Below are 20,856 nucleotides of genomic sequence, written 5' to 3'. Positions count from 1 at the left end.
GTCCTCCGGTGGCTCGGCACGACGACGGATATCGAAGACCCGAAGCGCGCCTCGGAGTCCATGCGCTTCTGTGATGGAAACGCATGGCTCTATTTGAAGTCGCAAGGGCTCTCAAATCCTGTCGGTTTGTGGCTTTTGTGACGCTGTTGCGGGGGTGTCAGGAATAACCAGGGCTGATGATGTCAGGGTTTTCCGGCGGGTAGGCAGGACACCCCCGGCCCGGTGGGACTCCCGGGAGCATCGGTTTCCTCGTAGGGCAACTGTCAGCTGGTGGAAATCACGCGGCGCCGAAAGGGTGGCGCGGGTGCGGGCTGTTGAGGTGATGTGCGTTCCATGTTCCCGTCCCATCCCCGCCTGGAGCAGGCGGCCGAGGAGCCTGAGTCGCAGGAGGCTCTGTTCCAGGGAGCGCTCTCCCGGCAGGTCCTGGAGAGCCTGCCCCAGCTCGTGTGGATGACCCGCCCCGACGGGCACCACGTCTATTTCAACCGCCGCTGGTACGCGTACACCGGGCTGACGCCCGAGCAGTCGCTTGGCGACGGCTGGCAGCGGATGTTCCACCCCGACGACCTGCCGGAGGCCGGCAGACGCTGGGCCCACTCCCTGCGCACCGGCGAGCCCTACGAGGTGGAGTTCCGCTGCCGCCGCCATGACGGGGTGTGGCGCTGGATGCTCGCCCGCGCCAGCCCCCTGAGGGACTCCGACGGCCACGTCCTCCGGTGGCTCGGCACGACGACGGATATCGAAGACCCGAAGCGCGCCTCGGAGTCCATGCGCTTCCTCGCCGAGGCCGGCGCGCTCCTGTCCTCCTCCGCGCTGGATTTGAAAGGCACGCTGACCTCGCTGGCGCGGCTCGCGGTCCCCCGCATGGCGGACTGGTGCGCCGTGGAGCTGGTGGAGGAGGACGGCGGCACGCGCCAGGTGGCGGTGGCCCACGTGGACCCCAGCCGGGTGCGGCTGGCCGAGGACGTCCGCGAGCGCTACCCGCCGCGCGAGGACGACCCGCACGGCGTGCTGGGCGTCATCCGCACCGGCACGCCCGTGCTGCTGGAGTCCATCTCCGAGGAGGGGCTGGTGGGCGGCGCCCGCGGCCCCGAGCACCTGCGCTTCCTGCGGGAGCTGGGGCTGCGCTCGGCGGTGATTGTCCCGCTGCGGGCTCGGGGCCGAATCCTCGGCGCGCTCACGCTGGTGACGGCGGAGTCCGGCCGGCGCTTCGGCCCGGAGGACCTGGTGCTGGGCGAGCAGCTCGCCTCGCGCGCCGCGCAGTCGGTGGACACCGCGCGCCTGCACCACGAGACGCAGGAGTCCTTGCGCCGCAGCCAGGAGGAGCGCCGCACCGCCGAGATGCTGCTGCGCATCGGCGCCTCGCTGTCCTCGGAGCTGGACGCGGGGGTGCTCGTCCAGCGCATCACCGACGAGACGGTGGCCCTCACCGGCGCGGGCTTCGGCGCCTTCTTCGAGAACCGCGTGGACGAGCGCGGCGAGTCGTACCTGCTCTACACGCTGTCCGGCGCGCCCCGGCACGCCTTCGCCCACCTGCCCATGCCACGCAACACCGCCGTCTTCGGCCCCACGTTCCGGGGCGAGGGCACGCGCCTCTATGACGACGTGACGCGCCACCTGGACTACGGCAGGAGCGCGCCCTTCCACGGCATGCCGCCCGGACACCTGCCGGTGCGCAGCTACCTCGCCGTGCCCGTGAAGGGCCGCTCCGGCGAAATCCTCGGCGGGCTGTTCTTCGGCCACGAGGAGCCGGGGCGCTTCCGCGAGGAGCACGCGCGGCTGGTGGAGGGCGTGGCCTCGCAGGCCGCCGTGGCCCTGGACAACGCGCGCCTGTACCGCGACGCGCGGCGGGCCGAGGAGCGCTTCCGCTCGCTCGTCACCGCCACCGCGCAGGCGGTGTGGGTGACGCGCCCGGATGGCTTCATCGAGGAGGACAGCCCCTCCTGGCGCGCCTACACCGGACAGACGTACGAGCAGTGGCGGGGCCAGGGGTGGCTGGATGCCCTCCACCCGGAGGACCGCGAGGCGGCCGCCCGCGCGTGGCAGGCGGCGGTGACGGACGTGCGCCCCTATGAAGTGGAGTACCGCCTGCTGCGTCCGGACGGCACGTACTCACCGACAATGGCCCGGGCGGTGCCCGTGCTCAACGCCGACGGCGCCGTGCGCGAGTGGGTGGGCACCAACACCGACATGACGGCCCAGCGCCGCGTGGAGGAGGGCCTGCGCCGGTTGGACCGGGAGCAGGGCGCTCGCCGGCTGGAGGCCCTGCGCGCGGAGGTGAGCGGCGCGCTCGCGCGAGAGGGCACCGTCGGCGAAATCCTCCAGGCCTGCGCGGAGGCGCTGGCCCGCCACCTGGACGCGCAGGTGGCGCGGCTGTGGCTGTATTCGCGCGCCGCGGCGATGCTGGAGCTGGTGGGCAACGCGGGCGCCGCCGCCCCACCTCCCGACCGCTGGGGCCGGGTGTCGCTGCACGGGCAGAGCCTGGTGGCGGAGGTGGCCCGCACGCGCGAGCAGATATGGGTGGACCAGATGGAGCAGGATGCCCGCGTCCTGGACCGGACCTGGGTGCGGGAGACGGGGGTGCGCTCGTTCGCCGGAATCCCGTTGCTGGTGCGAGGCCAGCTCGTGGGAGTCATGGGCCTCTACAGTCGCAACGTGCTGGGTGAGGACGCGATGGCGGTGCTGGCCACGGTGGCGGACGCGCTCGCGCAGGGCCTGGAGCGCCGCCGGGCGGAGGAGTCGCTCCGGCTGCGCGCGCGGGAGCTGTCGCGCTCCAACGAGGAGCTCCAGCAGTTCGCCTACGTGGCCTCGCATGACCTGCAGGAGCCCTTGCGCATGGTGGCCAGCTACACGCAACTGCTCGCCCGGCGCTACCAGGGCAAGCTGGACGCGGACGCCGACACCTTCATCCACTACGCGGTGGACGGCGTCACCCGCATGCAGCAGCTCATCCAGGATTTGCTCGCCTACTCGCGCGTGGGGACGCAGGGCCGCGAGCCCAGGCCCGTGGACGCCAACCTCGCGTTGGAGCGGGCGAAGGCCAACCTCCGGGCGTCCCTGCAGGAGTCCGGCGCCGACTTCCGCGCGGGGCCGCTGCCGACGGTGCTCGCGGACGAGACGCAGCTGGCGCAGTTGTTCCAGAACCTCATCGGCAACGCGCTCAAGTTCCACGGCGCCGCGCCGCCGCGCGTGGAGGTGACGGCGGAGGCGCGGGGCGCGGAGGTCCGCTTCTCGGTGCGGGACTGGGGCATCGGCATCGACGCGCAGGACTTCGAGCGCATCTTCGTCATCTTCCAGCGCCTGCACGGCAAGGAGGCGTTTCCGGGCACGGGCATCGGGCTGGCCATCTGCAAGAAAATCGTCGAGCGCCTGGGCGGGCGCATCGGTGTCGAGTCCCGACCCGGGGAGGGAAGTACGTTCTGGTTCACCCTGCCCTGGCCGCCGGCCGGAGCCACGGTGTCCGAGGCGTCGTCATGAGTGAGATTGGAACGAACGAGCGCCCCCTGCGCCTGCTGCTGGTGGAGGACAACCCCGGCGACGCGCGGCTGCTCCAGGAGGAACTGCGCGAGGTGAGCACCACGCACTTCGAGGTGCTCCACGTCGAGCGACTGGCGGACGCGGTGCGCGTGGTGAGCAGCGACACCTCGCTGGACGCGGTGCTGCTCGACCTGTCGCTGCCGGATGGACACGGGCTGGGCAACATCCCGCCCCTGCTCCAGGCCGCGCCGTCCGTCCCCCTCGTCGTGCTCACCGGCACGGACGACGAGCGGCTGGCGGTGCGCGCGGTGCACGAGGGCGCGCAGGACTACCTGGTGAAGGGCCAGGTGTCGGGCCCGCTGCTGGTGCGAGCGCTGCGGTACGCGATTGAGCGCAAGCGGGTGGAGGAGGGCCTCAAGCGCGAGGAGGCCGCGCGGCGCACGGCGGTGTTCCGCGAGCAGTTCCTGGGCATCCTGGGCCATGACTTGCGCAACCCGCTCCAGGCCATCTCCGGCAACGCGTCCCTGCTGCTGCGCCACGGAGGCCTGAGCGAGCCCCAGCGCAAGGCCATCAACCGCATCTCCATCTCCGCGGACCGCATGGCGCGGATGATCAACGACCTGCTGGACTTCACCCGCACGCGCCTGGGCGCGGGCTACGTGCTGGAGCGCGCGCGGATGAACCTGCACGAGGTGCTGCGCCAGGTGGTGGAAGAGCTGGAGGTGGCGCACCCCCGGCGCCAGTTCGAGCTGAGCCTGACGGGCAACGGCTGGGGCGACTGGGACGGGGACCGCATCGCCCAGGCGGCGTCGAACCTGGTGGGCAACGCCGTGCAGTACTCACCCGAGGACACCGCCGTGCGGGTGATGGTGGCCGACGCGGAGGGGGGCGTGCGCGTGGAGGTCCACAACTGGGGCCTGCCCATCCCCACCGAGCGGCTGGCTTCCATCTTCGACCCCTTCGTGCGCGCCCAGGACATGCGCAGCGCCCAGCGCAACGGCCTGGGCCTGGGCCTCTACATCACCCACGAAATCGTGCGCGCCCATGGGGGCCTCCTGGGCGTCTCCTCTTCCTCGGAGGAGGGCACCTGCTTCTGGCTCAGTCTGCCGCGCCAGTATGCGGCCACGGGCGGCTGAGCGTCACGGCTGGGGACCTGCCTGCCTGTCCGCTCCAGGCTGGAGCAGGCGAGCGAGGACGGGAGGTCGGGGGCGCACGTCGCGGCCCGAGGAGGCAGGACACATCCTTGAAGGGTGCAGTCCACCTGGCCGCGCGTCTCCCGGCGGCCCCTTCCAGGAGGTCCGGCGATGCTCATGCTCGGTGCAGCCTTCTTCGGTACGCTCATCTTCTTGGTCGCCCTCTTCGTCGTCATCATGTTCGGCGCCGCCGGCAACAAGTGGGAGAAGGACATCCGCGCGGTGACGAAGAGCGAGCGCGACGCGGGTCTGGTTGACGCAGGTACCTTGAGGGACCTCGATATGACCGGGGGACCACACGTCCCCGCGCATGCCTGAGCCACGCGGACCTCAGCGGGGCCGCGGGCTGTAGTAGCGACGCAGCCAGCGGCTCAGCCCGTCCAGGCCGGGGAAGAGCACGCGCTCGGTGACGTTGGCCTGGTCCAGCTTGTCGCGCACCTCCCACTTGAGGGCCGCGGGGATGATGAGCTTGCGCACCCCCTGCTTCTGCTTCTCCAGGAAGGTGTCCAGGCGCAGGTCCGGCCCGTTCATCACCGAGAAGAGCGCGAACTGGTTGACGATGCGCGCGTCCAGGGAGGGCGGCTCGAAGAAGAGCACGAAGGGGTCCTCGGTCAGCTTGTCCAGGTCCGCCATGGAGCTGGCCGCCGCCGCCAGCATCTCCCCCGTGAAGACGTCCGCGCCCTCCTTGTGGAGCTGCGCCTTGAGCGCGCGAGGCAGGAGGCGGTTGGTCTCCCGGTAGTCCACGCACCACACCACGCCGTCCGCGTCCGCCAGCTCGCTGTCCTCGGTGAGGAAGTGCAGCGCGACGTTGGGGCTGAACGTCCAGTCGAGCATCCGCGTGGGCAGGCCGTGGTGCTGGGCCAGGGCGAGCCAGTCCCAGACGGAGTCCAGGGGCTCGCGAGGCGTGCCGCGCGCGTACTTGCGGAAGGCGCGCAGCAAGTCCCGCTCCTGGCGCACGAACATGCCCTGGCGGTTGAGCGCGGTGGACAGGTCATGCTCGACGTGGGGCATGCCCCGGAAGACGAAGTTGGAGCGGTGACGCCCGAGCGTCTCGTTCCAGGAGTCGGTGAACAGCGAGTCCTGGAGCTCCAGCCACGTGGTGACGCGATGCTCTTGCATGACGAGGACGCGCGGGCCGGGTGCCGGGCCCGCCGCCCCTGGAAGGTGGGGCGTGCCGAGCGGGTGCGGAAGCGGGCGTCAGGCCACGCGTTGGTCCCTGGGCACCAGGGTGGTGGGAGGCGGGCCCGGCTGGGTGAGGCTGTGCAGGATTCGCGACAGCTCGCCCGGGGCGAAGGGCTTGCGCAACAGGCACACCGCGCCCTCGAAGCTGGGCAGCTCCAAATCCAGCCCCGTCGTCAGGACGATGGGCAGCTCCGCCAGCGAGCGCTGGGCGTGCAGCATCCGGATGAGGCCCTGGCCCTCGATGTCGGGCAAAAGCCAGTCCAGCACCAGCACGTCCACGCGAGGCTCGGAGAAGAAGGCCCGCAGCGCGGTGAAGCCATTCTCACAGGCGAGGACCCGGTAGCCCTCCAGCTCCATGGCCTCGGTCATCGCCTCTCTGAGGAGGCCATCATCCTCGGCCAGGACGACCACGGGGCGGTAAGGCATGCGCAAGGCTCGCGACGACCGGAGAAGAAGGGCTTGAAGCGGCTCGCGGGTCCGGACTCCCGCCACCACCGTGGGACACAACCCCGGAGAGTCCCGGCGTCGTCCCGGCCTCCACCCATGGGTGGAGGGCCGGCACGTCGCCTGCCCTTCGCGCCGGGTTAGGGCCTGCCCGAGTCAGCGGGCTGATTGAAGGCGTACTGGTCCGCGCCCGGCGCGGCGTCCTGCTGGAACATGGGGCACTTGGCGCAGGTGAAGCTGTCCCAGTCCTGGCGCACCGCCACGTCGATGCAGCCGCCGTAGAAGCGGCAGTGCACGTTGCGGTGGTCCTCGACGGAAAAGGACTCCGCGCGCATGGGCAGGCGGAACTCTGTGGGACGCGGTTGTGGACAGGACATGTTGACTCTCTTGCCCCCCTCGTGGGTGCGTTGAATCGTCTACCGGCTGTTGCGACGCGTCATTCCCGGGGAAGACCCACCGAGGCCCGCGCGATTCACGGCGAACCTCATAAAGGCCAGCAGCAGGGGTTGCCATTCGCGCCGGCCGGCCGCTCGTGGGGCGAGGGGCCGGGCCTCACGTCACGCTCTCGTGGCCCGTGCCCGGGAGGCGAGGGTGCGACGCCGGAGGTGTGAACACTTCACCCGGTGCCTCCTTTCCCCGAAGATGCGAGGCGTGTCCCGCCCCCCCCGTCCCCTTCGTCCGGCTCCTGGCGCATCTCGTGGCGTGCTCGGCGCCCTGGCCCTGGCCTCGCTGCTCGTCCTGACGGCCTGCTCGGCCTTCTCCCGCGCCGTGAAGGAGGGCGACACCGCCAGCCAGCAGCAGAAGTGGGCGGAAGCCGAGGCGGCCTACCTGCGCGCGCTCGCCGCGGACCCGGAGGCGTCCGAAATCACCGTGAAGCTGCGCGAGGTGCGCCAGGCGTGGAGCAAGGTGGTGCTGGAGGAGGCCCGGAGCGTGCACGACTCGGGCGATCTGGACGGCGCCATGAAGCGGCTGGTGCGCGCGCTGGAGCTGGACGCGGAGAACACGGCGGCCAGGGACCTCCTGAACACGACGCTGGATGAGCGCGTGGCCGTGGCGCTCACCGCGCTCAAGGCGGACAAGCTCCAGGAGGCGCGCGTGGAGCTGGACGCGGTGCTGTCGGTGGCGCCGGACCACGCGGGCGCGAAGAAGGCGGTGGACCAGGTGCAGGTGGCGTGGGCCAAGCGCTGGTTCAACACCGGGGACGGGCTGGAGAAGGCGGGCAAGCTGGGCAACGCGCTGGTGGCCTATGTGCGCGCGGACCAGGAGCGCGTGGGCGCGACGGCGGCCCGCGAGCGCGCGGAGGCGGTGCGACAGAAGCTGCGCGACGAGGTGGCCTTCCTCGTGGTGGCCACGCCCGTGGAGGACCGGGCCGGCGCGCCCGATGTGGCGCAGCGGCTGGCGGCCGGGAGGCTGGCGGCCATGCTCCCCACCCAGCTCCCCCTGCGCGTGGTGACGGAGGCCCCCGAGGGCCGCGAGGGCGTGAAGCTGGATTTGTCGCTGGAGCGGGTGCTGCCGCTGAAGGCGGTGGAGGACTCGCAGCGCTCGCACCGCTACCTCGCCGGGAAGACCTCCGTGCCCAACCCGCGCCGCGCCGGCTTCGAGACGAAGCTCCTGCAGGCCGAGCGCTCCCAGGAGGAGGTGGACCGCAAGCAGGCCGCCGCCCTTCGCGAGTACCTGCGCATGCAGACGGAGATGAACCTCTTGCGCGCGGGCGCCGAGCGCTGCCGTGAGCGCGAGCGCCGCGAGTGTCTGGAGGCGCTGCAGGAGTGCGGCGAGGCCGCGCGCGAGGCGGAGAAGCCCGGCACGCTGCCCGGCGAGTGCAGCCCCGCGCGCTGCGCCAGCGGCCTGTGCGCGAAGGAGGAGCAGCTGCTGTCGCAGATGGTGGTGGCGGTGAAGGACAGGGAGACGAAGCTGGAGGCGGCCCTGGAGAAGTCGGAGGGGCAGCGAATCGAGGTGCAGCGCCACCGCGACACGACTTTCAGGGAGCCCGTCACCGTGGAGGAGAACATGTTCTCCGACTTCGTCTACGACGTGCAGATGCACCGCCTCACCGTGACGGCCTCCGTCACCGCGGTGATGCGCGACTTGCTCAAGGACCAGGTCCCCGCGCCCCACACCGACGACTTCGCGGTGATGCACGAGGACATGTCGCACAAGGGCTACGACAGGTACGGCGTGCTGGCGGACCCGGTGCAACTGCGCAACGAGCTGGAGCTGCGCGTGGAGGTGGGGGACAAGGCCGTCACTGATTTGGCCCGCCGCGTGAAGGAGCGCTTCGACGCGTACCGAGGAAAGCGCGTGGAGGATGCCCGCCGGGGCATGGTGCGCCCCGGCGCCGAGGACGTGGTGGAGACCGCCGTGCGCGCCCTGCTGCTTACCGCCGATGCGCCCCCGGCCGACGTCCTCCAGCCCCTGGCCCGCGCCCGGGGCCTCACCCGCCCCGAGACACTCCTGGGTTTGTAGTCCGACCTGACCCGGGACAGTTTACAACGGGAGTGTCCTTTTCTTGGACACTCCCGTTTTCGCGTTCCAACCCTTTGGAATCAAAGGGATTTTGTTACGGATTGTTACGAGATTTTACAGCCGGAGTGTGAAACGTGGAGTCTCTGTGCTCCGTGAATCCTCGGCGTTTCCCGTAAAAACATGAGGGAAATCCACTAGTTGTGGGATTGGCATGGCGGCTGCTTCGTCGCGGGTCCCGAGCTGTCGGAGCTCTGGCAGTACCCCCCTCCCGAAAAGGAAGTTCATGTCCAAGTCCAAGTTGATCGGTGCCCTCACGGGCCTGGCGCTGCTGTCCGGTTGTGGCGGCGGCGAAGGTTCCACCCCCGCCCCCGAGGCCGTTGGCCAGGGGATGTCGTGGGAGCAGTTCCTCTCGGTGGTCTACCAGGAGCCGGACACCGGCATCTTCATCGCTGACGGCGACACGACGTTCGCCAACGAGAAGCTGCTGCGCGAGTTCTACGAGAACAACGTTCGCGACGGACAGCTCATCGTCCACCGCGCGGGCGGCGTGGATGCCGCGTGGAACGCGACGCAGAAGAAGAACATCACCTACTGCGTGAGCACGACGTTCGGCTCCAACTACAACAACGCCGTGACGACGATGGCGAACGCGGCGGCCGCGTGGGAAGCGGTGGCCAACGTCGACTTCATCTACGTGAGCGCGCAGGACGCGAGCTGCACGGCGAGCAACGCGAACGTGGTGTTCGACGTGCGTCCGGTGAACTCGGGTGGCCAGTACCTGGCCCGCGCGTTCTTCCCGAACGACGCCCGCGCCAACCGCAACGTGCTCATCGACAACACGGCGTTCGGCAACACCTCGCCCTGGACGCTGACGGGCATCCTCCGTCACGAACTGGGCCACACGCTCGGCTTCCGCCACGAGCACACCCGCCCCGAGTCGGGCACGTGCTTCGAGGACAGCAACTGGCGTCAGCTGACCACGTATGACTCCAAGTCGGTCATGCACTACCCCCAGTGCAACGGCACCCAGACGGGCGACCTGGTCATCACCGCGCTGGACGCGCAGGGCGCCGTGGCGCTCTACGGCGCTCCGGGTGGTACGGACCCCGAGCCGCCGGGCCCTGGCACCGGCACCCCGACGACGGAGACCCGCACGGGCACCGTGACGGCCGGCTCCAACACCAGCTACGGCCCCTTCAACGTGGTGGCCGGCACCAGCTTCAGCGTGGCGATGACGGGCACGGGCGACCCGGACCTGTACGTGCGCTTTGGCGCCACCCCCACCACGACGACGTATGACTGCCGCCCCTACCTGAGCGGCGCCTCCGAGTCCTGCAACCTGACGGTGCCCACCGGCGTGACGACGGCGTACATCATGGTTCGCGGCTACGCGGCCGGTACCTTCAACCTGACCATCAACTACACCAAGCCCGGCACGGGCGGCACCGGCACGCCGACCACGGACAGCAAGACGGGCAGCGTCGCGGCGAACACCAACGTGAACTTCCCCGCGTACAACGTGGTGGCTGGCACCACGTTCCGCGTGGCGATGACGGGCACGGGCGATCCGGACCTCTACGTCCGCTTCGGCGCGGCGCCCACCACCACCACGTACACCTGCCGTCCGTACCAGACGGGCGCCACGGAGACGTGCGACCTGACGGTCCCCGCCGGCACGACGACGGCGTACGTCATGGTGCGCGGCTACACGGCGGCCACGTACAACCTGGCCATCAACTACACCAAGCCGTAGTCGCTTCCGGCTTCCGGTGTTGAACGCGGGCGGTCTCCTTCACGGGAGGCCGCCCGTTGTTTTTGGAGGCGCGGAGCTTTTTCAGTCGACCAGGGGGCTCAGGTCCGTGCGCACCGCGCGCTGCGAGTCCAGCCTGCGGCGGCGGGCTCCGGCGATGGCCAGTTGCCAGACGGCGCAGCCGAGCCCCAGCACGAGGCAGCCGAGCCACAGGGACGACGTGCCGAAGCGGCCGAGCACCCAGCCGCCGAGCGCGGGCGCGGCGCTGGACGCCAGGCCCCAGAGCATGTGGTAGGCGCCCTGGTAGCTGCCGCGTAGCGCGGACGGCGCCAGGTCCGCGACGACGGAGGGCGCGACGGGGGCCTGGGCCATCTCCCCCAGCGTCCAGATGGCCACGGCCAGGGCCGCGAGCGCGACGTGGCCCGTCAGCGCGTGCAGGCCGAAGCCGACGCCGGTGAGAACCGCGGCCAGGGCGAGCGCCTGGGCGCGGCGCAGGCGGCGCAGCACCGGGTGGGTGAAGGGCTGGAGCGCGACGATGAGCAGGCCGTTGACGGACAGCACGGCGCCGAACTGCGCCTCCGTCAGTCCGCGCGCGCCCAGGGCCAGCGGGAGCGACACCTGGCTCTGGTAGAAGATGAGCGCCACGCCGAAGTAGGGGACGGCGAAGGCGACGAAGCTCGGGTCCAGGAAGGGCGCCAGGAGGGCGCTGCCGGCACCGGGGGCCGGCGTGTCGGAAGAGGAGGGCGAGGGCCTGGCGGGGCGCGTCTCCGGCAAGAGCAGCCAGATGCAGCAGCCATAGGTGAAGGTGGTGATGGCGTCGGCGATGAAGAGCGTCAGGTAGCCGTAGCGGACCATCAGCCCGGCCAGCGGCAGGGCGACGGCGAAGCCCACGTTGATGACCCAGTAGAGCAGGCCGAACGCGCGCTGGCGGTCCTCGGGCGAGACGACGTCCGCCACGGCGGCGGACACGGCGGGGCGGTAGATTTCACCGACGATTCCCAGGCCAAAGGCGGCCGCGGCGATGACGGCGGGCTCGCGCGCGAAGCCGAGGCAGAGCATGCCCACCGAGCCCAGCCACAGGCCGCCCGCCAGCGTGATTCGCCGGCCCACGCGGTCCGCGAGCATGCCGCCCAGGGGACTGGCGATGACGGCGCCCAGGCCATAGAGCGACACGGTGAGTCCCGCGCGCTCCACGCTGAAGCCCCGCTCACGCGTGAGGTACAGCGCGAGGAAGGGCACCACGAAGCTGCCCAGCCGGTTGACCAGCGTGCCCACCCACAGCACCCAGTACGTGCGCGGAAGGCCGCCCGCCATCTCGTGCAGCGCCCGTCGCAGCGCGCCCGTCATGGTCGCCCTCCCATCGTGGCCGCGAGGAGACGCGAGGGGCACCGGAAGACGAATCGAGAGGCCATGGCTGCGCGCGAGCATGCGTCAGCGTGTCGTTCGCTCCAAGCCACACGTGGGGAGGACGACGGAGTCCCGAGAGTCGATGTCTTGCTTTGGGTTCCGAGCATTTGCCCGCGACTGACGAGGACCTCGGGCCGCGCCTGAAAACGCGTCCGGGGCCCTGGGGTTCGAGCGGTGAGTGCGGAGCCAGGCGGTGCCCGCGACGGTGAAGCGCTCCCCGGGTGCCAGGGCACGTCTGGCGCGAACGCCCTCGGGCACCCCGCAGGACTTGCAGCATGGATGCTCCGGGAGGGCCAGCGGGAGTTGCACGCCATGCAAGTGTTGCAAGGTCCTGCCCCCGCCTCCATCCCCGAGCGAGGGGACGAAGACGGGGGCGCGGATGACACACGAGGCTTCGAGCGGACGTCAGGGATTGCCGGGGATGTAGCCGAGGGGCGGTTGGAGCTCGGTCCAGCCGATGCCCGGTGACGTGGTGGTGGTGATGAAGTGGTTGTCGTCGTCTTGCCACAGGCTCAAGGGGGTCCCCGTGACGCCCGCGTCCACGGGGGAGACATAGCCCTCCAGTGCATCCAGCGCGGTGCCCTGCGCGGGCACGTCGAGCCACCAGCCGAGGGTGGCGGGGCAGGCGTCACTCGGGTCCCCGGTGGTGGAGCCGTCGGGGATGGTGGTGGTGAGGAAGTGCTTCTGCCCGGAGGAGTCCACCCGGGCGCAGCGGTAGAGGCCCTTGAGTCCCAGCTTCGCGCGCAGGGCGGGGGCAATCTTCTTGCTGAGCAGGGCCCCCTCGAAGCGGAACATCGCGTAGCCGGAGGATGCGCCGAGCACCGCCGTATTCGGTGCCACCAGGTTGGGATGCTTGGGGAGCTGCTGCGGAGGGAAGTAGGCGGTGGTGGTGACGGCCCGGTCGGGCGAAGCGTCGTGGCGGAACTGGTACAGGCCCGTGTCGAGGAAGCGCGAGAAGGAGAAGAACCGGGCGCCGCGAGCCTCCAGCTCCTCCTCCGTGTAGTCCTCGCAGAACTTCGGAGCGAAGTCGCGGTTGGAGGGTTCCAATGTCAGGCCTTGCGGGTCGAAGCAGCTCCCCGCGAGCGGAAAGCTGGCCCAGCGTCGCTTGCTCAAGCACAGCGCGCCATAACGCGGCGGGATGAGGCCGTTGTTCGGCGAACCCCCGAGGGTGGGCCGGCACGCGGGAGCGGGGTTCGAGTCCGTCTTGTCCTGGGTGCAGTCCACCCACGCGGCTTCGAAGTAATGGTCCTGGACCGCCGCGCCCGAGAGCTGGGGGATGACACCTCCCGCGGAGGTCAGGGGCGCGTACTTCGTGTCGTGGAACGCGATGGGGGTGTCATCCGCGGTGTTGCTGTGGCCCACGCCGCAGTAGTCGGCCGTGGCCATGCGCAGGCACGTCTGGTGGAAGCTCACGGCCTCCGTGTTGGTGCCCGTGAGCGGGTAGCCCGCGACGGTGGTGCCGCTGAGCACCTGGCCCGTGAGGGTCCGCGCCGTGGAGTGCCAGGGTGGATAGCCCCAGTCGACGCACTTGGCGATGACGCCACCGTCCTCGAACTCGCAGGCCGAGACGTGCTTGGGCACGCAGGCGAACGTGAAGGAGTCCGTGGTGTAGACCAGTCGCCAGGGCTGGAGCACGGAGTCCTGGACCCAGCGGAGCGGAACCGCCAGCGCGACGTTGTTGGCGGGGCACAGCGGCTGGGGTTGGGTGAGCGGGGTGGACCACGTCACCTCGTACTCCCAGGTGGTCCCCATGACCGGGGGCGGCGGGTTGGGAAGGCCAATGTTCCGGCACGTCTCGTAGATGCTCGCGTGAGGGGCCGCCGAGACAATCCTGAACTTCCGCTCGGGGGTTCCCTCCGCGGTGAATTCGTAGCCCACGTAGTTCAGCGGGCCACACAGGCCCGAACCGGTGCGCTTGCTGCCGACGAGTCCTCCCTGGCTCAACCCCGTACTCATGCAGGAGGCACGCGGTGACGTGGTGAAGAGGACGTTGACGTGGTTTTCATCGAAGACGGCCGCGCCGTGCAGCTTCGTCCCCTGACCGCTCTGCGCGGGCGGCTCATCCGCCAACGCCCCGGTGGCGGACAGTCCCGCGGACAAACACATCCATGCCCCCAGGCAGGGGCCTCTCATCCATCGCATCGTGCGTTGCTCCCGTATGTGGCTCGAGTGCCGTGCTCCTCGACGTAAAGCAGGAAGCCTGCCAACGGCTCACGGCTCAATGGATGGCGGGCGGTGACGCACAGACACGCAGCCCGATGAAGGGGATGCGGAAGCGGGGCTCGCCGTCGCCGTGGTTGAGGCTGCGGGCGGTGAACATGTCCTGGTAGAAGCAGCCGCCGCCGTAGGTGGGCTGGTCGGGTGAAGACACCGAGCGCATCCACTCCCACACGTTGCCGGTGAAGTCCGCCAGGCCGAAGGGGCTGTCGGAGGCGGGGTGCGAGCCCACCTCGTCCGGACCGAAGGCCAGCGACTTGCGGCCGTAGGTGGCGTCGAAGTTGGCGTCGTCCGGCTCCAGCCGCTCGCCGTGAGGGTAGCTGCGTCCGTCCGCGCCCCGGGCGGCGCGCTCCCATTCGCGCTCATCGCACAGGCGGGCGCCCGGCACTCGGCCGGTGTCGTTCAGCCAGGTGACGTAGGCCACGGCATCCTCCCAGGAGATTCCGGACACGGGCAGGCGCAGCCAGTCCTGGACGGCGCGGTGCTCGCGCTCCAGGTAGCGCAGCTTCTCGCCCTCGCGGGCGCGGTAGAGGTGCCCCTTGCGCGCGAGCTGGAACTCCCACTGGCCCGCCTCCACTTCGACGAGCGAGATGTCGCCGAAGTAGTTGCCGCCGTGGGGACGGCGCTCGGCGCGCTCCCGGGGTGACAGCGTGCGCAGGAAGTCGAGGTACTCGCCATGGGTGACTTCGGTGCGCGCGACGAGATAGCCCCCGGTGGTGAGCGTGTGCAGGGGTTGGGCGCGCATGGCGTTGCGGCGGATGACCTCGTCGTCGGGGCTGCCATAGAGGAAGCGCCCCGGCGGGATGTACACGAAGCCCTTGGGGACGGACGCGGGGAGCTGGAGTCGGACCGCGTGGGGTTCGCCTCGCTCCAGCAGCACCGGGTAGAGGACGGCGGGGCGGTCCGCTCTCACGAAGGTGAGGCGATAGGAGCCCGGCGGCAGGAACGCACCGCGCAGCGGGGTGGTTCCGAGATTCATCGGGGTGGACCAGCTCAGCCGGCCCGCGTCCTCGACGGCCCGCTCGACGCGCACGCGGGCGCCGGGAGGCTCGGTCTCCAAATCCAAGCGCGCGGGGGCCTCCAGCCGCCGCTGGAAGTCGCGCGTGTCGTCGACGAGCGCCAGGCGCTGGACGAGCTCGCGGTGCAGAGCGGGTCTGCGCAGCCGCTCGGCCAGGAGGATGCGCTCGAAGAGGACCTCCGCCAGCAGGTGGCGCACGTCCGCGTGGCGTGGGTCCTTCTGCAACGCGGTGTCGAGCGTGTTGCCCGCGGCCCGCCAGGCGGTGTCGACGCGCTCGGCCGCCGCGAGCGCCCGGGTCCAGGTGGCTTCTCCCTCCACCTTCTGGGCGGTGTCGAAGGCGGCGAAGGCCGCGCGGCGCAGGGCCTCCAGTCGCGTGTTCTCCTCGCGCGCCTGTTCAACGGACGCGCGCGCCTCGCTCACGGCCTGGGCGCTGTCGCGCTCGCGCGTGCGCAAGGTCTGGAGCTGGAGCCCTCCGTACACGGCGACCGTGACGAGCGGCAGGGAGAGCACCGCGGCGATGCGTCCCAGCCGCTTGCGTGTCGCCACGCGGCGCGAGGACTGGAGGAAGGCGCGCTCGTCTTCGCTCAGCGCTTCGAGCGGGAGGCTCGCGGCCTCCACGAGTTGTCGGCCGGACCACAGCAGGTCCACGGCGCGACCCAGGCGTCGCCACTCCGCGCAGGCCCGCTCCAGGCGCTGGCGCAGGACGCGCAACCCTTCGTCGCCCGCGAGCCAGCCGCGCAGCGTGTCCCAGCCCACCAGCAGGGCCTCGTGTGCCAGCTCATATGTGCCTGTCTCCGCGTCTTCACTCACCGCCTCGCGTGCCACCACGAGCCGGCCTCGCACCAGGGCTTCCAGCGCAGCGCGGGCCGGGTCGGACTCCGCGCCTGGAATGCCCACCAGCTCCTCGCGGGTGCGCTGGGCCCGAGTCCCCTCCGCCGTCACCAGCCGCGAGAGGAGGTGCCGCGCGGCGCCTCGCTCCGCTGGAGCCAGGGTGGCCAGCACGCCATCGGCATGTCGCGCCAGAGCGCCGTGGACTCCACCGAGGGACTCGAGGGCCGAGGCGGCAATCACCCGGCGCTCCTTGTCCCTGCGCTCCCAGAGCTGCGCGAGCGCGAACTGGAGCAGCGGCAGTCCACCCTCTCCACTTCCGGCGGACACCAGGGTGTCCACGAGCGCGGGTGACTCGAAGGTGAAGCCGTGGGCCCGCGCGGGGGCAACGACGGCCTCCGTCAGTCCCGCCTCGGTGGGACGCTGGAGGAGGTACAGGCCCCCGGTGTCGAGCGCGTCGCGCAGCCCCGGCAGCGAGGCCAGTCTCGCGAGGAAGTCGCCGCGCGCCGTGGCGAGCACCCGCAGCCGGGGCCCGCCTTCCGTCAGGGACTCCAGCGCGAGCGCGAAGCGCTGGGCATCCTCGGGCGCAGCGAGCGTGAGGAGCTCCTCGAGCTGGTCGACGTGGAGGAGCACGGCCCGGGGACTCGTGCGCAGGCGGCGTCCCAGGTTTTCGGGGGCGTCCCGCAACTCACCGAGGAGCGTCGCCTCGCTCTCGCCGAGGAGCGGTGCCAGCGTCGCCGCGAGCGCCACCAGGGGATGGCGTCCGGGCACCAGCTCACACGTCGTCCACGCGCCAGGGCCCAGCGCGCCCTGGGCCACCCGGGGCAGGACGCCCGCGCGGCACAGCGATGACTTGCCGACGCCGGAGTCTCCAGCCACGAGGACGAAGGGCTGGGAGCGCAGCCTGTCCACCAGCGCGCGAATCTCCGACCCACGGCCGGAGAAGGTCGCGCGGTCCTCCGCGCCGAAGGCATGCAGGCCGGGGTAGGGCCGCTCGTTCGTGGGCGCGGGTTCACCGGTGCCCTCGCGCAGGGCCTCCAGGGCCTCGCGCAGCAGCTCCGCGGAGGCGAAGCGCGCGGCGGGCTCCAGGGACAGGCAGCGGTCGATGATGGTGGCGAAGGCCGGATCCACCTGTGGCAGCGCGCGCGTCAGCGGCGAGAACCCGCCTTGGAGCACGGCCTCGCGCAGCTCCGATACGGAGTCCCCCCGGTAGGGCGGTGTGCCGGTGCACAGCTCATACAGCATGACGCCGAACGAGTAGACGTCGCTGCGAAGTGTCGCGGGCTGGCCTCGCCAGATTTCCGGCGCCATGTAGCTCGGCGTGCCGACCAGGCCCGTCACGAGCGTGGGGAGCGCGGAGGGCGTCGCGGGAGGAGGGCTCGCGAGAGGTGACACGGTGATGGTTCGCGAGAGCTCCGGCTCGACGGAGGGTGAGGCGTCGAGCCGCGCGAGCGAGAGCTGGGTGCGTGCCGGCTCGGACGGGCCGCCCGCCGCGTCGATGAGCTTGGCCACGCCGAAGTCGAGCAGCTTGACGTCGCCCTCCACCGTCTTCATCACGTTGGCGGGTTTGAGGTCGCGATGGACGACGTCCCTGCGATGCGCCGCCGCAAGGCCTCGCGCGAGGCCGATGCCCAGCGTGAGCGCTTGCGTCCAGTGCTGGGGCAGCGGCAGCCGGTCCAGGCTCTCTCCGCGCACGAACTCCGAAATCAGATAGGGACGGCGCAGCACCTCGCCCACGCGATGGATGCCCACCACGTTGGGGTGCTGCACGCGGGCGATGGCGCGGGCCTCGTTCCAGAAGCGCTCACGCTGTCCCTCCTGCGGAGTCACGCCGGCGATGAACTTCACCGCGACGAGCCGGTCCAACCGCGAGTCCCTCGCGAGGAAGACCTCGCCCATCGCTCCCCGGCCCAGGGGCTCCAGCAGGTGGTACTCCTCGAAGTCGGTGGGAGGCTGCCACGACGTCGGGGCCTGCGCGTTCATCCGGGAGGCTCCCGGTGGCGCGAGGTCGCGAGCCCATATTGTTTGTATTTGAGCGCGAAGGTGCGCATTGGCATGCCGATGAGTCGCGCCGCGCGCGCCTGGACTCCCGAGGTCTCCTCCAAGGCCTCCACCATGCGCTGCCGCTCCAGCGCTCGCAGCTCATCGGCGAGGCGCTGGCGGGGAGCTCGCGAGGCACTCCGCTCTTCGTGCGTGGGCTCGGTGCGAGGCGCGTCCGCTTCGGCGGAGTGTGTGGAGGCTTCGATGGAGGGCGTGGAGACTTCGGAGATGGGAGCGGAGGCTTCGGGAGCGGGCGTGTCCTGGCCCCGGAGCGACTCGGGCAGGCACGAGGGGTCGACGATGGGCCCGTGCGCGGTGGCCGCGGTGAACTCCATGGCGTTCTTCAGCTCGCGCACGTTGCCGGGCCAGCGGTGGCCGCGCAGCAGTCCCATGGCGGCGGCGGACAGCTCCAGGGCGGGCCGGTTCAAGCGCGCACAGGCCTCGGCGAGGAAGGTGCTCGCGAGCAGGGGCAGCTCGCGAGGACGCTCCCGGAGCGGAGGCAGCAGGGCCACGGCGGTGGACAGGCGGAAGTAGAGGTCCTCGCGGAAGCGGCCGGCCTTCACCTCCTCGGAGAGGCGCCGGTGGGTGGCGGCGACGATGCGCACGTCGACGGGGCGCTCGCGCGAGTCCCCCACGCGGGTGATGACCTTCTGGTCCAGCGCGCGCAACAGCTTGGCTTGCACCGGGAGGGAGAGCTCGGCGACCTCGTCGAGGAAGAGGGTGCCACCGCCGGCCTGTTCGAACAGCCCCGCGCGCGTCGCGGTGGCTCCGGTGAACGAGCCCTTCTCGTGGCCGAACAGCGTGCTCTCCGCGAGGGACTCCTGGAGCGTCGCGCAGTTGAAGGCGACGAAGGGCTTGTCCGCGCGAGGAGACCAGTGGTGGATGGCCCATGCGGCGTTCTCCTTGCCGGAGCCCGTCTCACCCTGGATGAGCACGGTGAGGGGACTGGCCGCCAGGCGCCGCAGCAGCTCGAAGGTGCGCACCATGGCGGTGTCGGCCACCACCACGGCGCGCTCGCCCAGCTCCAACCTGTAGAGACGGGGCCCGCTCAAGCTCAGGCCGCCCACGGGCGCGGTGAGCGCGGCGGCGCGCGCGGTGGAGACGAGCGCCTCCGCGTCCAGGCCGTCCTGGGGCGCGGTCGCCACGCCGACGCGCAGGCCGGGTGCGAGGGGCAGCAGGGCCTCGAGGAGGTGCTGGACGAAGGGCTCCACCTCGTCGCGCAGCAGCTCCGGGAGCATGGCGACGAGGAGGTTGGGGGCCTCCCGCGCGAGCACGTCCATGCCGCGCAAGGCGCCGCTCGCCGCGCGGTGCAGCTCCGGGGGCGCCACCGTGGAGGGCCCCAGCTCCAGGGCCACCACGCTGACACTGCGCTCGTAGTCGAGGACGCGCTCCAACTCCTCACCCAGCCGGTTGCGCAAGGCATTGGCATCCAGCAGCGGACGCGAGGAGCGTGTCCCGCCATGGAACACGAGGACGACGTCGCCGAGTGTCACGACGTCACCGGTGCGCAGGGGGTGGGCGCTCTCGACCTTGAGGCCGTTGACCTTGACGCCGTTGTGGCTGTCCTGGTCCGCGATGCGGGCGGACTCCGCCGTCACCATCACCCGCGCATGGTGTCGACTCACCGAGGCGTCCTGCACCCGCACGTCCGCGGTGGCGGCCCGGCCGATGAGGACCTCGCCCTCCTGGGGGAGGGGACACAGGGAAGAGGAGCTGCCGTCGATGACCAGCAGGTAGCGACGGTCCGCGTCGTCAGGTCCGGGAGTGGACCTGGACGAGCGTGCATCCAGCGTTTCTAGGGAGTCGGGGGTCGACATGTCTGGCCCGGAAGAGTCTCCCATATCAGCCAGGGGCGCCGTCATCGCCGGATGGCAGCCACGGCGCACCCCAAGCCAGGCCGACGCGCTTCAGTGCTTGACGACGGGGTGGGAAGCCAGGGTTTGAGGCCGCTTCGCCGGGGCGCACATGTCGTTGTCGGCGGGGCGCTGGCCGAAGAAGAGCTGGCTGCCCTCCACCTTCACCACGTCGTGGTCGGTGCCGCAGGAGGCCAGGGGCTTGAAGGTGAGGCACGCGCCAGGGACGGACTGCTCCACGCCCACCGTCCACGCGCCGGTGCCGCAGCCTGTCTGGGTGAAGACGTCCGCCAGCGGTTGCACGTGCGCGGTGAGGTAGCGCTCGCCGAAGGCGAAGTTGCCCTCGGTGGCGCCCGACACCTTCTCCGAGTCCTGTCCCAGGCTGTAGGGGCCGACGACGCGCGCGGTGAACAGCTTCATCTGGCAGCCCGCGTCGCCGAAGACGTCCAGGTGGAGCGTCCAGGCGGACTCGGTGAGCTGGAAGTGGCGCTGGAGGTAGTTGCTGGTGCCATCCCCGTTGGGGACGGTCTCACAGGCGGCGCTGTCCCAGGTGCCGGCGAGGTCCTGGGGACGGACGTGGGACTTCGCTCCGCCGCACGCGGCGACGAAGAGGGTGACGAGGGCGAGGACGAGGCTGCGCATGATGGGACTCCCTGACGTGGGTGACTTCGGAGCGGGACGCGTCTTGTGGCCCGCTTTCCGGTGACGCCATGAATGCGCCAGTGGAGGGCCTGCGGAAATGCTGGAGGTTGCAGGGAGGGGCTGCGAGATTGCAGGGCACCATGTTGGACTGGAATGACCTGCGGTACTTCCTGGCGGTGTCGCGAGAGGGGACGCTCGCGGGCGCGGCGCGGGCGTTGAAGGTGGATGCGACGACGGTGGGGCGCAGGCTCGCGGTGTTGGAGGAGACCTTGGGGGCGCGTCTGTTCGAGCGGACGCCGGGGCGGCTCGTCCCGACGGCGGCGGCGCGGGGCATCCAGGGGG

The 20,856-nt window shown here is 70.9% G+C and carries 14 protein-coding genes; 6 read left to right on the top strand and 8 right to left on the bottom strand.

From position 1 onward, the window contains the following. The first annotated feature begins 333 nt into the window (after positions 1-333). From HUW62_RS34545 to HUW62_RS34535, 3 genes are all read left to right on the top strand, one after another. Positions 334-3,477 carry a PAS domain-containing protein gene (locus HUW62_RS34545; protein ID WP_163863112.1) on the top strand — a complete coding sequence of 1,048 codons (3,144 nt, stop codon included), beginning with the start codon at positions 334-336 and terminating at the stop codon, positions 3,475-3,477. Beyond that, complete coding sequence (locus tag HUW62_RS34540; protein ID WP_163863110.1) at positions 3,474-4,613, top strand: HAMP domain-containing sensor histidine kinase; 1,140 nt, start codon at positions 3,474-3,476, stop codon at positions 4,611-4,613. The genes HUW62_RS34545 and HUW62_RS34540 overlap by 4 nt, the downstream gene beginning before the upstream one ends. A 168-nt stretch (positions 4,614-4,781) precedes the next feature. Next, positions 4,782-4,988 (top strand): hypothetical protein, encoded by a 207-nt coding sequence (locus HUW62_RS34535; protein WP_163863108.1) that lies wholly within the window; start codon positions 4,782-4,784, stop codon positions 4,986-4,988. A 12-nt stretch (positions 4,989-5,000) separates the two neighbouring features. On the opposite strand, the gene HUW62_RS34530 is transcribed toward HUW62_RS34535, so the two are convergent. The 3 genes from HUW62_RS34530 to HUW62_RS34520 all read right to left on the bottom strand — a co-directional run bounded on the left by HUW62_RS34530 (position 5,001) and on the right by HUW62_RS34520 (position 6,673). After that, a complete protein-coding gene (locus HUW62_RS34530; RefSeq protein ID WP_163863106.1) occupies positions 5,001-5,789 on the bottom strand; it encodes an FRG domain-containing protein in 789 nt (262 codons plus the stop codon). 78 nt (positions 5,790-5,867) lie between these two features. After that, positions 5,868-6,278: a response regulator gene (locus tag HUW62_RS34525; protein WP_163863105.1), complete on the bottom strand. Its 411-nt coding sequence runs from the start codon at positions 6,276-6,278 to the stop codon at positions 5,868-5,870. A gap of 158 nt (positions 6,279-6,436) precedes the next feature. Next, entirely contained in the window at positions 6,437-6,673 is a 237-nt protein-coding gene (locus tag HUW62_RS34520) for a hypothetical protein (RefSeq protein WP_163863103.1), read from the bottom strand. 265 nt (positions 6,674-6,938) lie between these two features. Here HUW62_RS34520 and traC point away from each other — a divergent pair, with 265 nt between their 5' ends. Together traC and HUW62_RS34510 are read left to right on the top strand one after the other, a co-directional pair. Beyond that, complete coding sequence (gene traC / locus HUW62_RS34515) at positions 6,939-8,759, top strand: outer membrane exchange accessory lipoprotein TraC (protein ID WP_163863822.1); 1,821 nt, start codon at positions 6,939-6,941, stop codon at positions 8,757-8,759. Positions 8,760-9,042: 283 nt separating this feature from the next. After that, on the top strand, positions 9,043-10,512 hold the full coding sequence (locus HUW62_RS34510) for a M57 family metalloprotease (protein WP_163863101.1): 1,470 nt from the start codon (positions 9,043-9,045) through the stop codon (positions 10,510-10,512). A gap of 81 nt (positions 10,513-10,593) precedes the next feature. On the opposite strand, the gene HUW62_RS34505 is transcribed toward HUW62_RS34510, so the two are convergent. The 5 genes from HUW62_RS34505 to HUW62_RS34485 form a co-directional block, all read right to left on the bottom strand. Then, complete coding sequence (locus HUW62_RS34505; protein ID WP_176436845.1) at positions 10,594-11,856, bottom strand: MFS transporter; 1,263 nt, start codon at positions 11,854-11,856, stop codon at positions 10,594-10,596. 465 nt (positions 11,857-12,321) lie between these two features. Next, complete coding sequence (locus HUW62_RS34500) at positions 12,322-14,022, bottom strand: ADYC domain-containing protein (protein ID WP_176436844.1); 1,701 nt, start codon at positions 14,020-14,022, stop codon at positions 12,322-12,324. A 112-nt stretch (positions 14,023-14,134) separates the two neighbouring features. Further along, the gene (locus HUW62_RS34495) at positions 14,135-17,962 is read right to left on the bottom strand and encodes an SUMF1/EgtB/PvdO family nonheme iron enzyme (protein WP_176436843.1); all 3,828 of its coding nucleotides are present in this window, start codon (positions 17,960-17,962) and stop codon (positions 14,135-14,137) included. Continuing rightward, positions 17,959-19,836 (bottom strand): sigma 54-interacting transcriptional regulator, encoded by a 1,878-nt coding sequence (locus HUW62_RS34490; RefSeq protein WP_255203819.1) that lies wholly within the window; start codon positions 19,834-19,836, stop codon positions 17,959-17,961. Before HUW62_RS34490 ends, HUW62_RS34495 begins: the two co-directional genes overlap by 4 nt. Positions 19,837-19,926: 90 nt before the next feature. Beyond that, positions 19,927-20,514 carry a hypothetical protein gene (locus HUW62_RS34485; RefSeq protein WP_176436841.1) on the bottom strand — a complete coding sequence of 196 codons (588 nt, stop codon included), beginning with the start codon at positions 20,512-20,514 and terminating at the stop codon, positions 19,927-19,929. Between the two features lie 140 nt (positions 20,515-20,654). Between HUW62_RS34485 and HUW62_RS34480 the strand changes: the two genes are divergently transcribed. Beyond that, positions 20,655-20,856: LysR family transcriptional regulator (locus tag HUW62_RS34480; RefSeq protein WP_217911722.1), on the top strand; the 202-nt coding region annotated here is incomplete at its 3' end.

The sequence above is a fragment of the Myxococcus sp. AM011 genome, assembly GCF_013372595.1.
Lineage (GTDB): Bacteria > Myxococcota > Myxococcia > Myxococcales > Myxococcaceae > Myxococcus > Myxococcus eversor.
The sequence above is the reverse complement of the archived record's forward strand: the minus strand, read 5'-3'. Positions and strand labels throughout refer to the sequence as shown.

Excerpts from the sequence above, each read along its gene's own strand:
- HUW62_RS34545 (WP_163863112.1), top strand. The coding sequence starts at position 334 with ATGTTCCCGTCCCATCCCCGCCTGGAGCAGGCGGCCGAGGAGCCTGAG.
- HUW62_RS34540 (WP_163863110.1), top strand. The coding sequence starts at position 3,474 with ATGAGTGAGATTGGAACGAACGAGCGCCCCCTGCGCCTGCTGCTGGTG.
- HUW62_RS34535 (WP_163863108.1), top strand. The coding sequence starts at position 4,782 with ATGCTCATGCTCGGTGCAGCCTTCTTCGGTACGCTCATCTTCTTGGTC.
- HUW62_RS34530 (WP_163863106.1), bottom strand. The coding sequence starts at position 5,789 with ATGCAAGAGCATCGCGTCACCACGTGGCTGGAGCTCCAGGACTCGCTG.
- HUW62_RS34525 (WP_163863105.1), bottom strand. The coding sequence starts at position 6,278 with ATGCCTTACCGCCCCGTGGTCGTCCTGGCCGAGGATGATGGCCTCCTC.
- HUW62_RS34520 (WP_163863103.1), bottom strand. The coding sequence starts at position 6,673 with ATGTCCTGTCCACAACCGCGTCCCACAGAGTTCCGCCTGCCCATGCGC.
- traC (WP_163863822.1), top strand. The coding sequence starts at position 6,939 with ATGCGAGGCGTGTCCCGCCCCCCCCGTCCCCTTCGTCCGGCTCCTGGC.
- HUW62_RS34510 (WP_163863101.1), top strand. The coding sequence starts at position 9,043 with ATGTCCAAGTCCAAGTTGATCGGTGCCCTCACGGGCCTGGCGCTGCTG.
- HUW62_RS34505 (WP_176436845.1), bottom strand. The coding sequence starts at position 11,856 with ATGACGGGCGCGCTGCGACGGGCGCTGCACGAGATGGCGGGCGGCCTT.
- HUW62_RS34500 (WP_176436844.1), bottom strand. The coding sequence starts at position 14,022 with ATGTGTTTGTCCGCGGGACTGTCCGCCACCGGGGCGTTGGCGGATGAG.
- HUW62_RS34495 (WP_176436843.1), bottom strand. The coding sequence starts at position 17,962 with ATGAACGCGCAGGCCCCGACGTCGTGGCAGCCTCCCACCGACTTCGAG.
- HUW62_RS34490 (WP_255203819.1), bottom strand. The coding sequence starts at position 19,836 with ATGTCGACCCCCGACTCCCTAGAAACGCTGGATGCACGCTCGTCCAGG.
- HUW62_RS34485 (WP_176436841.1), bottom strand. The coding sequence starts at position 20,514 with ATGCGCAGCCTCGTCCTCGCCCTCGTCACCCTCTTCGTCGCCGCGTGC.